Raw genomic sequence first — 14,244 nt, forward strand, 5'->3', positions numbered from 1 at the left:
AGCTTCTTGACGAAGGCCGTGCTGGTGAGAACGTTGGTGTTCTTCTACGTGGTACTAAGCGTGACGAAGTTGAGCGTGGCCAAGTTCTTGCTAAGCCAGGTTCAATCACTCCACACACTACTTTCACTTCAGAAATCTATGTTCTTTCTAAAGATGAAGGCGGTCGTCACACTCCTTTCTTCAAAGGTTACCGTCCACAGTTCTACTTCCGTACAACTGACGTAACAGGTACTATCGAACTACCTGAAGGCGTAGAAATGGTAATGCCTGGTGATAACATCTCTATGACTGTTACTCTAATCGCACCTATCGCGATGGACGAAGGTCTACGTTTTGCTATCCGTGAAGGTGGCCGTACTGTTGGTGCTGGTGTTGTAGCAACAATCGTTGAATAATATTTGACGAAACGGTACCAAAAAGGGCATCATTTGATGCCCTTTTTCTGCGCTATCTCTTGAAGTAGTGTGTTTTTTGCTCAAGAATGCAGAAGAAAACATTTTCACTATGAAGTTTTTTAACATGTAATCAAGGCATTAGTGCTTTTCTTCATAATTAGCCTCGCCAACGCGGGGTTATTTTCGTCTATATTGAGACTAGTTACAGGTTGGTTGTATGAAAGCGAATGCCGAAAACCAAAGCAGTTCAAGCAGTATGGATGGCCTAAAGTGGGTCACTATCTTTGCTTTGCTAGCTGCCGCTGTGGTTGGTAATTACCTGTACAGTGATGTTTCTGTAGTGCTGCGTGCTGCTGCGGTTGTTGCTCTTGTGGCAATGGCTGGTGGCCTTGCTGCATTTACAGCAAAAGGTAAAACCGCGATCACGTTTGCACGCGAATCGCGCATGGAAGTCCGCAAGGTAGTATGGCCTACTCGTCAGGAAGCTACGCAGACAACCTTTATCGTATTAGCAGTCACTGTCATTATGGCGTTAGCCTTGTGGGGTATTGACGGTATCATGGTCCGTCTAGTCCGCTTAGTTACCGGTGTGTGAGGTAAAAGTTCATGAGCGAAGCTCCAAAAAAACGATGGTATGTAGTGCAGGCATTTTCTGGCTTTGAAGGCCGTGTCGCACAATCTCTACGTGAGCATATCAAAATGCATAGCATGGAAGACTACTTTGATGAGGTACTAGTACCTACCGAGGAAGTTGTTGAAGTGCGTGCAGGCCAGCGCCGTAAGAGTGAACGTAAGTTCTTCCCAGGCTATGTGCTAGTACAGATGGTAATGAATGATGAAACATGGCACTTGGTACGTAGTATCCCTCGTGTTATGGGTTTCATCGGCGGTACATCAGATCGTCCTGCACCAATCTCGGATAAAGAAGCGGATGCTATTCTTAATCGTCTAGAGAAAGCAAGCGAGTCACCTGTTCACAAAACGATGTTTGAACCAGGTGAAGTTGTACGTGTTACCGATGGACCGTTTGCAGACTTTAACGGCGTTGTGGAAGAAGTCGATTACGACAAGAGCCGCGTTAAAGTATCTGTCTCTATTTTTGGCCGTGCAACCCCAGTCGAACTGGAGTTTGGACAGGTTGAAAAGAGTTGATCAATAAGTAATCAACTTGTGTTGTCAGGGGCGTGAAATTGGACTATAATTTCGCGCCCTTTCGTTAGACGGGGAGTCTATTTTCGAAAATAGACGTTTGAACCCAAATTTAGGTATATAGCAATGGCTAAAAAAGTAGAAGCTTACATCAAGCTGCAAGTTGCAGCTGGTGCAGCAAACCCAAGTCCACCGGTTGGTCCAGCTCTTGGTCAACATGGTGTAAACATCATGGAATTCTGTAAGGCGTTTAACGCTAAGACTGACTCAATTGAGAAAGGTCTACCGACTCCAGTTGTTATCACAGTATACAATGACCGTTCTTTCACGTTCATTACTAAGACTCCACCTGCTGCTGTTCTTCTTAAGAAAGCTGCTGGCGTTAAGTCTGGTTCTGGCCGCCCGAACACTGAGAAAGTTGGTACTGTAACTGACGCTCAGATCCAAGAGATCGCAGAAACTAAAGCTGCGGACATGACAGGTGCTGACATCGAAGCTATGAAGCGTTCGATTGCTGGTACTGCTCGTTCAATGGGTCTAGTGGTAGAGGGTTAAGATAATGGCAAAACTAACTAAGCGCATGCGCGTTATTCGTGACAAAGTTGACGTTACTAAAGAGTACGATATCAACGAAGCTGTTGCTCTTCTAAAAGAATTAGCGACTGCTAAATTCACTGAAAGTGTTGACGTTGCAGTTAATCTTGGCATCGATGCACGTAAATCTGACCAGAACGTTCGTGGCGCAACTGTGCTTCCACACGGTACTGGCCGTGAAATCCGCGTTGCGGTATTCACTCAGGGTGCAAATGCTGAAGCTGCTAAAGAAGCTGGTGCTGACCTAGTGGGTATGGAAGATCTTGCTGAGCAAGTTAAGAAAGGCGAAATGAACTTCGACGTTGTTGTTGCATCTCCAGATGCAATGCGTGTTGTTGGTCAGCTTGGTACTATTCTTGGTCCTCGCGGTCTAATGCCAAACCCTAAAGTTGGTACTGTAACTCCTAACGTTGCTCAAGCAGTTAAAAATGCTAAAGCTGGTCAGGTTCGTTACCGTAACGACAAAAACGGCATCATCCACACTACTATCGGTAAAGTGGACTTTGATGCTGCACAACTTAAAGAGAACCTTGAGTCTCTTCTAGTTGCACTGAAGAAAGCGAAGCCTTCTTCAGCGAAAGGTCACTTCATTAAGAAAGTGAGCATCTCTACCACTATGGGTGCAGGTGTGGCGCTAGACCAGAATACTCTGGAAACTAACGCACAATAATTTGCAGAAACGTCAATTTAGTGTATAATTTGGCGTTCACAAATTCATGGCTGAGGTTAATTGCTCGTCAATTAACCTTCGTCCAAGACCGTAGGTGCTCTTAAGAGCTTAATTTACCTACGTAGACGGTGCCAGAACATGATTGATGTAAATCTATCTTGGATCTGCGCCGTAAATACTCTCCTGTCATACTGGCAGTGAGTGGTGTAATGACTGGGGAAACCCAGCTAAATCCAGGAGCTATTCCAATGGCATTAAATCTTCAAGACAAAAAAGCAATTGTTGCTGAAGTCAACGAAGCTGCCAATGGTGCCCTGTCTGCAGTTGTTGCTGACTCTCGTGGCGTTGCAGTTGGTGCGATGACTTCTCTACGTAAACAAGCTCGTGAAAACGGCGTTTACCTGAAAGTTGTTCGTAACACACTAGCACGTCGTGCAGTTGAAGGTACTGATTTCGAATGTCTACAAGACGTTTTCGTTGGTCCTTCACTAATCGGTTTCTCTAATGAGCACCCAGGTGCTGCAGCACGTCTTTTCAAAGACTTTGCTAAAGAGAATAAAGATTTCGAGATCAAAGCAGCCGCATTCGAAGGCGCTGTTGCTGACGCAGAAATTCTTGCGACACTACCAACTTACGACGAAGCTATTGCACGCCTAATGATGTGCATGAAAGAAGCTTCAGCTGGCAAGCTGGTACGTACTATCGCAGCTGTACGCGATCAGAAAGAAGAAGCAGCGGCTTAATTGTCCCTGTTTTATCTGAACGCTATATTAAATTAATTGTTGATTTCAAAGAGAATTGTTATGTCTATCACTAACGAGCAAATCCTAGACGCAGTTGCAGAAATGTCTGTAATGCAAGTTGTTGAGCTTATCGAAGCTATGGAAGAAAAATTCGGTGTTACTGCTGCAGCTGCAGTTGTAGCAGGCGGCGCAGCAGCAGAAGCTGCTGAAGAGCAAACTGAGTTTGACGTAATCCTAACAGCTGCTGGTTCACAGAAAGTACAAGTTATCAAAGCTGTACGTGGCGCAACTGGCCTAGGTCTTAAAGAAGCTAAAGCTCTTGTAGACAACGCTCCTTCTGCTCTTAAAGAAGGCGTTGACCAAGCTGAAGCTGACGCTCTTAAAGCACAGCTAGAAGAAGTTGGTGCTTCTGTTGAAATTAAGTAATAATTACTTAATTTCTTAGCCTTAATTGGCTAATGGCTGGTGGCTAATTGCCACCGGCCTTTTTGCGCTGTAGGGTAGTGGTGTTTTTCACATTGTTTTGCGACCACTATTCGTGCAAAAAAACAGTTTTTTCATAAAGCTGTTCCTACAATAAACAGTGTCATTAGTCACTGCTCCTCGTTTTGAGCAGTTTGGATCACTTATCAGCGATCTGAGGAACCTATGGTTTACTCTTATACCGAGAAAAAGCGTATCCGTAAGGATTTTGGTAAGCGTCCACAAGTGTTGGACATACCATACTTGCTGTCGATCCAGCTTGAGTCTTTTAAAAAGTTCATCGAGCAGGATCCAGAAGGGCATTACGGTCTAGAAGCTGCCTTTCGTTCTGTTTTTCCAATTCAGAGCTATAACGGCAATTCCGAGCTGCAATACGTTAGCTATCGTCTCGGTGAGCCGGTCTTCGATGTTAAAGAATGTCAAATTCGTGGCGTAACTTATTCAGCTCCGCTACGTGTAAAGCTTCGTCTTGTTATGTACGACAAAGACGCACCTGCTGGCACAGTTAAAGACATCAAAGAACAAGAAGTTTACATGGGCGAAATTCCGCTCATGACTGATAACGGTACTTTCGTTATTAACGGTACCGAGAGGGTTATCGTATCCCAGCTGCACCGTAGCCCGGGTGTCTTCTTCGACAGCGATAAGGGTAAAACCCACTCCTCAGGTAAAGTGCTATATAACGCACGCGTAATCCCATACCGTGGTTCATGGTTGGATTTCGAATTTGATCCTAAGGATAACGTATTCGTACGTATCGACCGTCGTCGTAAGCTTCCAGCTTCTATTATTCTTCGTGCTCTAGGCTACACAACTGAGCAGATCCTTGACATGTTCTTCGATAAAGTAAACTTCGAAGTGCAGGGCAAGTCTCTGGTTATGGAGCTAGTACCTGAACGCCTACGTGGTGAAACTGCAAGTTTCAACATCGAAGCGAATGGTAAACTGTACGTAGAACAAGGCCGCCGTATCACCGCTCGTCATATTCGCCAGCTTGGCAAAGACGGTGTTGATCACATCGAAGTGCCTGTTGAATATATCGTAGGTAAAATCGCTGCACGTGATTACGTGAACGAAGATACTGGCGAGCTAATTGCAGCTGCGAACCAAGAATTGAGCCTAGAGGCACTTGCTCTGCTTTCTCAAGCAGGTCACAAGTCTCTTGAAGTCTTGTTCACCAATGATTTGGATTACGGTCCGTACATGTCTGACACCATCCGTGTCGACAGTACTACTGACCGTCTGAGTGCGTTAGTTGAAATCTACCGCATGATGCGTCCTGGTGAGCCACCAACACGTGAAGCTGCTGAGCAGTTGTTCGAGAGCTTGTTCTTCTCTGAAGAGCGCTACGATCTATCTGCTGTGGGCCGTATGAAGTTCAACAGCTCACTTCTACGTGAAGAAACAACGGGTGCAGGTATTCTTGATCACAGCGATATTATCGAAGTGATGAAGAAACTGATCGAGATTCGTAACGGCCGTGGTGAAGTTGATGATATCGACCACCTTGGTAACCGTCGTATCCGTTCTGTTGGTGAAATGGCTGAAAACCAGTTCCGCGTTGGTCTAGTTCGTGTTGAGCGTGCTGTTAAAGAGCGTCTAAGCCTAGGCGATCTTGATGCAATCATGCCTCAAGACCTAATTAATGCGAAACCAATTTCTGCGGCAGTAAAAGAGTTCTTTGGCTCTTCACAACTGTCTCAGTTTATGGACCAGAATAACCCACTGTCAGAAGTTACTCACAAACGTCGTATCTCGGCGCTTGGCCCAGGTGGTCTGACTCGTGAACGTGCAGGTTTTGAAGTTCGAGATGTACACGCGACTCACTACGGTCGTCTATGTCCAATCGAAACACCTGAAGGTCCAAACATCGGTCTAATCAACTCACTGTCAGCTTTTGCGCAGTGTAACCCTTACGGTTTCTTAGAAACACCATACCGTAAAGTAGTTGATGGCAAGGTAACCGAGGATATCGAGTACCTATCTGCTATCGAAGAAGGCCAGTATGTTATTGCACAGGCAAACGCCGCGCTTAATGACGATGGTTCATTCTCGGATGAACTGATCACTGCTCGCCAGAAAGGTGATTCAGGTCTGCACCCACGTGACCATGTTCAGTACATGGACGTTGCAACCAACCAGGTTGTATCGGTGGCGGCATCTCTGATCCCATTCCTAGAGCACGATGATGCTAACCGTGCCCTAATGGGGGCGAACATGCAACGTCAGGCTGTTCCAACACTACGTGCTGATAAGCCGTTAGTTGGTACAGGTATCGAGCGTAACGTAGCTGTTGACTCCGGTGTAACAGCCGTAGCTAAACGTGGCGGTCAAGTACAGTCAGTAGATGCTTCTCGTATCGTTATCAAAGTTAACGAAGATGAGCTAGTACCAGGTGAAGCTGGTATCGACATCTACAACCTGACTAAGTACACCCGTTCTAACCAGAACACATGTATCAACCAGCGTCCAACTGTGATGCCTGGCGAACCTGTGTCACGTGGCGATGTACTTGCAGATGGTCCTTCAACAGACCTTGGTGAACTAGCCCTTGGCCAGAACATGCGTATCGCGTTCATGCCTTGGAATGGTTACAACTTTGAGGATTCCATCTTAGTTTCAGAACGCGTTGTTCAGGAAGATCGCCTGACAACTATCCACATCCAAGAGCTTTCTTGTGTGGCGCGTGATACGAAGCTAGGTGCTGAAGAAATCACTGCTGATATCCCTAACGTGGGTGAAGCGGCACTTTCTAAGCTGGATGAGTCAGGTATCGTTTACATCGGTGCTGAAGTTAAGGGTGGTGACATCCTAGTTGGTAAAGTGACACCTAAAGGTGAAACTCAGCTGACTCCTGAAGAGAAGCTACTACGTGCTATCTTCGGTGAAAAAGCATCAGATGTTAAAGATTCTTCACTACGTGTACCAAACTCTGTGTCTGGTACGATCATCGACGTGCAAGTATTTACACGTGATGGCGTAGAAAAAGACAAGCGTGCTCTTGAAATTGAAGAGATGCAGCTGAAAGAAGCGAAGAAAGATATCACAGAAGAATTCCAGATCCTTGAGGGTGGTCTTCTTGCTCGTGTTCGTACGCTTCTACTTTCTGCGGGTTACAGCGAAGATAAACTATCTTCAATGAACCGCGAAACACTGTTTGCACAAACGCTTGACGATGAAGCTTTGCAGAATCAACTGGAACAGCTTGCTGAGCAGTATGACGAGCTAAAAGCTGAATTTGATAAAAAGTTTGAAACTAAGCGTCGTAAGATCACTCAGGGTGATGACCTAGCACCAGGTGTCCTTAAAATTGTTAAGGTTTACCTAGCTGTTAAGCGTCGTATTCAACCTGGTGATAAGATGGCGGGTCGTCACGGTAACAAAGGTGTAATCTCTAAGATTAACCCTGTTGAAGACATGCCGTACGATGAAAAAGGTCAGACTGTAGACATCGTACTTAACCCATTGGGTGTACCGTCTCGTATGAACATCGGTCAGATCCTGGAGACTCACTTAGGTCTTGCAGCGAAAGGTATCGGTGACAAACTGAACGAGATGCTTAAGCAACAGCAGGAGTTACATAAGTTCCGTAACTTCCTACAGAAAGTTTACGATCTTGGTGATACTCGCCAGAACGTAGATATTGCTGAGCTGTCTGATGATCAAGTTCGCACTCTAGTTCAGAACTTACGTGCGGGTCTACCAATTGCAACGCCAGTATTTGATGGTGCTCCTGAGTCATCGATCAAAGAACTGCTGAAGCTTGGTGATCTACCTGAATCTGGTCAGTTGAAATTGTTTGACGGTCGCACCGGTGACATGTTTGAGCGTCCTGTAACCGTTGGTTACATGTACATGCTGAAACTGAACCACTTGGTTGATGACAAGATGCATGCCCGTTCTACCGGTTCTTACAGCCTTGTTACTCAGCAGCCGCTGGGTGGTAAAGCTCAGTTCGGTGGTCAGCGTTTCGGTGAGATGGAAGTATGGGCACTAGAAGCATATGGTGCTGCTTACACTCTACAGGAAATGCTAACTGTTAAGTCGGATGACGTTAACGGCCGTACGAAGATGTATAAGAACATCGTCGATGGCGACCATCGTATGGAACCTGGTATGCCGGAATCGTTCAACGTATTGTTGAAAGAAATCCGCTCGTTGGGTATCAACATCGAGCTGGAAGACGAATAAGTACGGCATTGCCAACCTTATTAGTTACTCCGGTATAAATATGAAGGCGCCAGCAGACTGGCGCCTTTATGGGTCAACTCCTCACAGGAGCCAAATGTGAAAGACTTACTTAAGTTTCTGAAAGCACAACACAAGACTGAAGAATTTGATGCAATCAAAATCGGTCTTGCTTCACCTGACATGATCCGTTCATGGTCTTTTGGTGAAGTTAAAAAACCAGAAACCATCAACTACCGTACTTTTAAGCCTGAGCGTGACGGTCTATTCTGTGCACGTATCTTTGGCCCAGTAAAAGACTACGAATGTCTTTGTGGCAAATATAAACGCCTGAAGCACCGTGGTGTTATCTGTGAAAAATGTGGTGTTGAGGTTACTCAGACCAAAGTTCGCCGTGAACGTATGGGTCACATCGAACTAGCTTCACCTGTTGCCCACATCTGGTTCCTTAAGTCACTGCCATCTCGTATCGGTCTGTTAATGGACATGCCACTACGTGATATCGAGCGTGTACTTTACTTCGAATCATATGTTGTCGTTGAACCTGGTATGACCAACCTTGAGCGTAGTCAGTTACTGTCAGAAGAACAGTACCTTGATGCACTTGAAGAGTGGGGCGATGAGTTCGACGCGAAGATGGGTGCAGAAGCGGTTAAAGCATTATTGGCCAATATGGACCTAAATGCTGAAATCGAACTTATGCGTGAAGAGCTAGAAGAAACTAACTCTGAAACTAAGCGTAAGAAACTAACCAAGCGCCTTAAGCTTGTAGAAGCATTCCTACAGTCAGGTAACAACCCAGAGTGGATGATCCTGTCTGTATTGCCAGTTCTGCCGCCGGATCTACGTCCGTTGGTACCGCTAGATGGTGGTCGTTTCGCAACTTCAGATCTGAATGATCTGTACCGTCGCGTAATTAACCGTAACAACCGTCTGAAGCGTCTTCTAGATCTGGCTGCTCCTGATATTATCGTACGTAACGAAAAACGTATGCTTCAGGAGTCTGTTGATGCATTGCTAGATAACGGTCGTCGTGGCCGCGCTATCACTGGTTCAAATAAGCGTCCTCTTAAATCTTTGGCAGATATGATCAAAGGTAAGCAAGGTCGTTTCCGTCAGAACCTTCTTGGTAAGCGTGTAGACTACTCAGGTCGTTCTGTTATCACAGTAGGTCCATACCTACGCCTGCATCAGTGTGGTCTTCCTAAGAAGATGGCACTAGAGCTATTTAAGCCATTCATCTACGGTAAGCTAGAAACTCGTGGTCTTGCGACAACGATCAAAGCTGCTAAGAAAATGGTAGAACGCGAAGAAGCTGTTGTTTGGGATATCCTAGACGAAGTGATTCGTGAACACCCAGTAATGCTTAACCGTGCACCAACATTGCACCGTCTAGGTATTCAGGCATTTGAACCAGTACTTATCGAAGGTAAAGCAATTCAGCTTCACCCACTAGTATGTGCGGCATATAACGCCGACTTCGATGGTGACCAGATGGCGGTACACGTACCTCTAACTCTGGAAGCACAGCTAGAAGCTCGTGCACTGATGATGTCTACCAATAACATCCTATCGCCAGCGTCTGGTGATCCAATCATCGTTCCTTCTCAGGATGTTGTATTGGGTCTTTACTACATGACGCGTGAGAAAATCAACGCGAAGGGTGAAGGCATGTACCTTGCTGGACCTGCAGAAGCAGAGAAAGCATACCGTACTAAGAATGCAGAGCTTCATGCTCGCGTTAAAGTTCGTATTACAGAGCACCGCTACGATGAGCAAGGCAACCTAGTTGCTGATACTAAGCTTATCGACACAACTGTTGGCCGTGCAATGCTATGGACGATTGTTCCAAAAGGTCTTTCTTATGATCTTGTGAACACTGAAGCGCTAGGCAAGAAGCAGATTTCTAAGTTGCTGAACACTTGTTACCGTGAATTGGGTATGAAAGAGACTGTCGTCTTTGCTGACCAAATCATGTACACAGGTTTTGCTTACGCGGCACTATCTGGTGTGTCTGTTGGTATCGACGATATGGTCGTGCCAGAAGCGAAATACACTAAGATCGCTGAAGCTGAAGCTGAAGTTGCAGAAATTCAAGAGCAATTCCAATCTGGTCTTGTAACTGCTGGTGAACGTTACAACAAAGTTATCGATATCTGGGCAACAGCCAATGAGCAGGTTGCTAAAGCGATGATGGATAACCTGTCTGTTGAAACCGTAATTAACCGTGACGGTGAAGAAGAACAGCAAAAATCGTTCAACAGTGTATACATGATGGCCGATTCTGGTGCTCGTGGTTCTGCGGCACAGATTCGTCAGCTTGCTGGTATGCGTGGTCTGATGGCTAAGCCGGATGGCTCGATCATCGAAACGCCGATCACTGCGAACTTTAAAGAAGGTTTGAACGTACTACAGTACTTCATCTCTACTCACGGTGCTCGTAAGGGTCTTGCGGATACCGCACTTAAGACAGCTAACTCCGGTTACCTAACACGTCGTCTAGTTGACGTAGCACAGGACGTAGTAATTACTGCGGACGATTGTGGTACGCATGCTGGTATCACCATGACTCCTCTTGTTGAAGGTGGTGATGTTAAAGAGCAACTAGGTGATCGCGTTCTTGGTCGTGTTGTTGCTGAAGACGTTATTAAGCCAGGTACTGATGAAGTTCTTGCTCCACGTAACACGCTTCTTGATGAGAAGTGGTGTGACATCCTGGAAGAGAACTCTGTAGACCAGGTGAAAGTACGCTCGGTTGTAACGTGTGAGAACGACTTCGGTTGTTGTAAACTTTGTTACGGTCGTGATTTAGCACGTGGTCACTTGATTAACACGGGTGAAGCAGTCGGTGTTGTTGCTGCTCAGTCAATCGGTGAACCAGGTACACAGCTTACAATGCGTACGTTCCACATTGGTGGTGCGGCATCTGCAGCTGCTGCTGAAAACAGCATCCAGGTTAAGAACAACGGTTCGATGAAACTACACAATGCCAAGTTTGTTACTAACAACGAAGGCAAGCTAGTTATCACTTCTCGTGCGTCAGAAATGAGCGTTATCGATGAGTTTGGTCGTACTAAAGAAAACTACAAACTGCCATACGGCTCACACCTATCTAAAGGTGATGCTGCGGAAGTTAAAGCTGGCGAAATTATCGCTAACTGGGACCCGCACACAATGCCAATCATCACTGAAGTGGCAGGTCGTATCCAATTTGTTGACCTAATTGATGGCGTAACTGTTTCTCGTCAAACTGATGATTTAACAGGTCTGTCTATGATCACTGTACTAGACGCTGCAGAGCGTACCGGTGCGGGTAAAGACATGCGTCCAACAGTTAAGCTAGTTGATGATAACGGTCATGATGTAATGATCGCCGGTACTGAAGTACCTGCACAATACTTCCTACCGGGTAAAGCTATCATCCAGCTAGAAGATGGCGCAATGGTTGGTATTGGTGATACGTTAGCACGTATTCCTCAAGCATCTGGCGGTACGAAAGATATCACCGGTGGTCTACCACGAGTTGCTGACCTGTTCGAAGCACGTAAGCCGAAAGAGCCAGCAATTCTTGCTGAAATCACGGGTATGGTTTCGTTCGGTAAAGAGACTAAAGGTAAACGTCGCCTAATCATCACGCCTTCTGAAGGCAACGCATACGAAGAAATGGTTCCTAAGTGGCGCCAGTTGAACGTATTCGAAGGTGAGAAGGTTGAGAAAGGTGATGTAATCGCCGATGGTCCAGAAGCTCCGCACGATATCTTGCGTCTACGTGGTGTTCACGCAGTTGCAGAATACATCGTAAACGAGGTTCAGGAAGTTTACCGTCTACAGGGCGTTAAGATTAACGATAAGCACATCGAGACAATCATTCGTCAGATGCTGCGTAAAGTTACTATCGTAACGGCTGGTGACTCTGAGTTCTTACCTGGTGAGCAGCTAGAGTACTCTCGCGTAACAATTACTAACCGTAAGCTTGAAGCTGAAGGTAAGCTAATTGCAACATACGAGCGTGATCTACTGGGTATCACTAAGGCATCGCTTGCAACTGAATCGTTCATTTCAGCGGCATCGTTCCAGGAAACAACTCGCGTACTAACAGAAGCTGCGGTTTCTGGTAAGCGTGATGAATTACGTGGCCTGAAAGAGAACGTTATCGTTGGTCGTCTGATCCCTGCTGGTACCGGTTATGCGTACCACCAGAAACGTCAGCGTGATCGTGATGCAGAGCTAGAGCCAGTAGCACCTCAGGTAGATGCAGAGCAGGCGTCGCAAGATCTTGCAGCACTACTTAACGCAGGCCTAAGCGACGATTAATCATTGTTGTTTAGTGTTAGCTAAAAAAAGGCATCCTTCGGGGTGCCTTTTTTATTGCCTGCTAGTAGGTCTACAAAGGTGAGGAGCAGTAAAGACCTTTCCAGAAGGCATAAAAGAAATCAGGTACTAAAGAAGGGAGTAAATATTTAGAGGAGTGAAATTCGGCATGTAAAATGCCAGCCCAACGATTGCTAGGCTGGTGGAGGGCTGTTGTATGAAAGTCTACGCGCCCGGAGGGCAGGCTAGGCTTTCACTGATCAATTCAATTAATCTATCTTCAAGCGCGAAACGTATTTCGATAAGCTCACCAATACCAGATAAGTCAGCATCAAAATGATCGAGCTCATTACCTTCATTGGTGTCGCAGTATTTCTCTGAAAAATTTAACAGTGGATCAGTTGTCTGGGTGATTTGTGTATACAACTGGGCAATTTCTTCTGTTGGTGAATAGCCCGTCGCATTCCAGCGTTCCATGACCATATCGTAGATCTTGAAGTGACCTTCAGAGATATAGTCGACTAATTGTTGGCTAAAAAGTTGCAGTTGTGCAGAAGTGGGAAGCTGTCGATTATTTTGCTCGAAAGGGGGAAGACCTGCTAACTTGCAGTAATCGATGAGTAATTGCTGTCGTGATAGTAGCCAGTGATCAATAACGTCACTTGTACCACCCCATTGCTTTTGAACTTGCTCAAATTTGCTTAACATGACCATGCCCTCATGATCTACAGTACCGAGACAGGGGTACTGAAAACGATACCTGTCAATCTCTTATATAAGAGTACCTTGTATTATACCTCGTTGATGAATTTTTCAGTGAGGTATCGCGGATTCATTTCCGCTACTAAGTTTAGATTGCCAGTAAAAACGACACCCTGCAAGGATGGATGTAACATTGATGTTAAAAAAACAAGAATTAGCTTATTGGTGCGTAGTTAAAAATCGCACATTATATTTGCAAAACCATACACTTCCGCTGCTCACTCGCGAAAAATTGCATGTAGATAGTGCAAACGCTTTAAAAATTGGTGAATATCAAGATCATCCGGTTTATTGGTTAGATGCGCCACAAGATATGCCAGCTGAAGGGTTTCATAGTCAGCGAGAATTGCTGTCTCTCGATGGCAAACTGTTTAATTTGGCGGGAAAAGCGACTCAGCTTTCATATATGCGTGAGAGCCAGCGCTATTGTGCGCAATGTGGTGGAGAGTGCCTCCTAGGCGAGAAAGAAACCGCCATGGTATGCGGGCAATGCCATACTCACCATTATCCAAGGCTGTCACCATGTGTCATTGTGGCTGTACGTAAGAGCGATAAAATTTTACTCGCTCAGCACCCTCGGCATAAAACGGGTATGTACACGGTCATCGCGGGCTTCGTTGAAGCCGGTGAAACCTTGGAAGAGTGTGTTGCCCGGGAAGTGCAAGAAGAAACAGGGATAACCGTTACCAATATACGTTACTTTGGTAGCCAACCGTGGGCCTTTCCGTCGAACCTAATGATGGGCTTTCTGGCTGACTACGATGGTGGTGATTTAAAACCTGATTATGAAGAGTTAAGTGATGCCATTTGGGCATCTGCAGAACAGCTACCTGATTTGGCGCCGCCTGGTACCATTGCACGTGATCTTATCGAGCATACGATACAATTAATGACTGAAAAATAGAATAAAAAAACCCTCCGAAAGGAGGGGTAAGGTGCAGTTATTTTG

Annotated in this window: 11 protein-coding genes; 10 read left to right on the forward strand and 1 reads right to left on the reverse strand. The window is 45.7% G+C overall.

Going from position 1 to position 14,244, the window contains the following annotated elements; translation table 11 throughout:
* The 9 genes from L4D09_RS15505 to rpoC form a co-directional block, all read left to right on the forward strand.
* Positions 1-395: EF-Tu C-terminal domain-related protein (locus L4D09_RS15505; protein WP_489686000.1), on the forward strand; the 395-nt coding region annotated here is incomplete at its 5' end.
* Positions 396-612: 217 nt separating this feature from the next.
* Positions 613-990, forward strand: a complete 378-nt coding sequence (secE, locus tag L4D09_RS15510; RefSeq protein ID WP_428458422.1) for a preprotein translocase subunit SecE — start codon at positions 613-615, stop codon at positions 988-990.
* A gap of 11 nt (positions 991-1,001) precedes the next feature.
* Positions 1,002-1,547, forward strand: a complete 546-nt coding sequence (gene nusG, locus L4D09_RS15515; RefSeq protein ID WP_428458423.1) for a transcription termination/antitermination protein NusG — start codon at positions 1,002-1,004, stop codon at positions 1,545-1,547.
* A 123-nt stretch (positions 1,548-1,670) separates the two neighbouring features.
* Positions 1,671-2,099: a 50S ribosomal protein L11 gene (rplK, locus tag L4D09_RS15520; RefSeq protein WP_107350964.1), complete on the forward strand. Its 429-nt coding sequence runs from the start codon at positions 1,671-1,673 to the stop codon at positions 2,097-2,099.
* A gap of 4 nt (positions 2,100-2,103) precedes the next feature.
* A complete protein-coding gene (gene rplA / locus L4D09_RS15525) occupies positions 2,104-2,808 on the forward strand; it encodes a 50S ribosomal protein L1 (RefSeq protein WP_428458424.1) in 705 nt (234 codons plus the stop codon).
* 248 nt (positions 2,809-3,056) lie between these two features.
* Positions 3,057-3,551, forward strand: coding sequence for a 50S ribosomal protein L10 (rplJ, locus tag L4D09_RS15530; RefSeq protein ID WP_428458425.1), 495 nt, complete (start codon positions 3,057-3,059; stop codon positions 3,549-3,551).
* A gap of 60 nt (positions 3,552-3,611) precedes the next feature.
* Positions 3,612-3,977, forward strand: a complete 366-nt coding sequence (gene rplL / locus L4D09_RS15535; protein ID WP_428458426.1) for a 50S ribosomal protein L7/L12 — start codon at positions 3,612-3,614, stop codon at positions 3,975-3,977.
* A gap of 222 nt (positions 3,978-4,199) precedes the next feature.
* Positions 4,200-8,225, forward strand: coding sequence for a DNA-directed RNA polymerase subunit beta (gene rpoB, locus L4D09_RS15540; RefSeq protein WP_428458427.1), 4,026 nt, complete (start codon positions 4,200-4,202; stop codon positions 8,223-8,225).
* Between the two features lie 96 nt (positions 8,226-8,321).
* Positions 8,322-12,536, forward strand: a complete 4,215-nt coding sequence (rpoC, locus tag L4D09_RS15545) for a DNA-directed RNA polymerase subunit beta' (RefSeq protein ID WP_428458428.1) — start codon at positions 8,322-8,324, stop codon at positions 12,534-12,536.
* Positions 12,537-12,758: 222 nt separating this feature from the next.
* Here rpoC and rsd read toward each other — a convergent pair whose 3' ends face one another.
* The gene (rsd, locus tag L4D09_RS15550) at positions 12,759-13,241 is read right to left on the reverse strand and encodes a sigma D regulator (protein ID WP_428458429.1); all 483 of its coding nucleotides are present in this window, start codon (positions 13,239-13,241) and stop codon (positions 12,759-12,761) included.
* 190 nt (positions 13,242-13,431) lie between these two features.
* On the opposite strand from rsd, the gene nudC reads away from it, so the two are divergent.
* Positions 13,432-14,199, forward strand: coding sequence for an NAD(+) diphosphatase (nudC, locus tag L4D09_RS15555; RefSeq protein WP_428458430.1), 768 nt, complete (start codon positions 13,432-13,434; stop codon positions 14,197-14,199).
* The last annotated feature ends 45 nt before the right edge of the window (positions 14,200-14,244 follow it).

It is taken from the genome of Photobacterium makurazakiensis (assembly GCF_050336715.1).
GTDB classification, from domain to species: domain Bacteria; phylum Pseudomonadota; class Gammaproteobacteria; order Enterobacterales; family Vibrionaceae; genus Photobacterium; species Photobacterium makurazakiensis.

Coding starts and splice junctions, on each gene's coding strand:
- secE (WP_428458422.1), top strand. CDS start 613: ATGAAAGCGAATGCCGAAAACCAAAGCAGTTCAAGCAGTATGGATGGC.
- nusG (WP_428458423.1), top strand. CDS start 1,002: ATGAGCGAAGCTCCAAAAAAACGATGGTATGTAGTGCAGGCATTTTCT.
- rplK (WP_107350964.1), top strand. CDS start 1,671: ATGGCTAAAAAAGTAGAAGCTTACATCAAGCTGCAAGTTGCAGCTGGT.
- rplA (WP_428458424.1), top strand. CDS start 2,104: ATGGCAAAACTAACTAAGCGCATGCGCGTTATTCGTGACAAAGTTGAC.
- rplJ (WP_428458425.1), top strand. CDS start 3,057: ATGGCATTAAATCTTCAAGACAAAAAAGCAATTGTTGCTGAAGTCAAC.
- rplL (WP_428458426.1), top strand. CDS start 3,612: ATGTCTATCACTAACGAGCAAATCCTAGACGCAGTTGCAGAAATGTCT.
- rpoB (WP_428458427.1), top strand. CDS start 4,200: ATGGTTTACTCTTATACCGAGAAAAAGCGTATCCGTAAGGATTTTGGT.
- rsd (WP_428458429.1), bottom strand. CDS start 13,241: ATGTTAAGCAAATTTGAGCAAGTTCAAAAGCAATGGGGTGGTACAAGT.
- nudC (WP_428458430.1), top strand. CDS start 13,432: ATGTTAAAAAAACAAGAATTAGCTTATTGGTGCGTAGTTAAAAATCGC.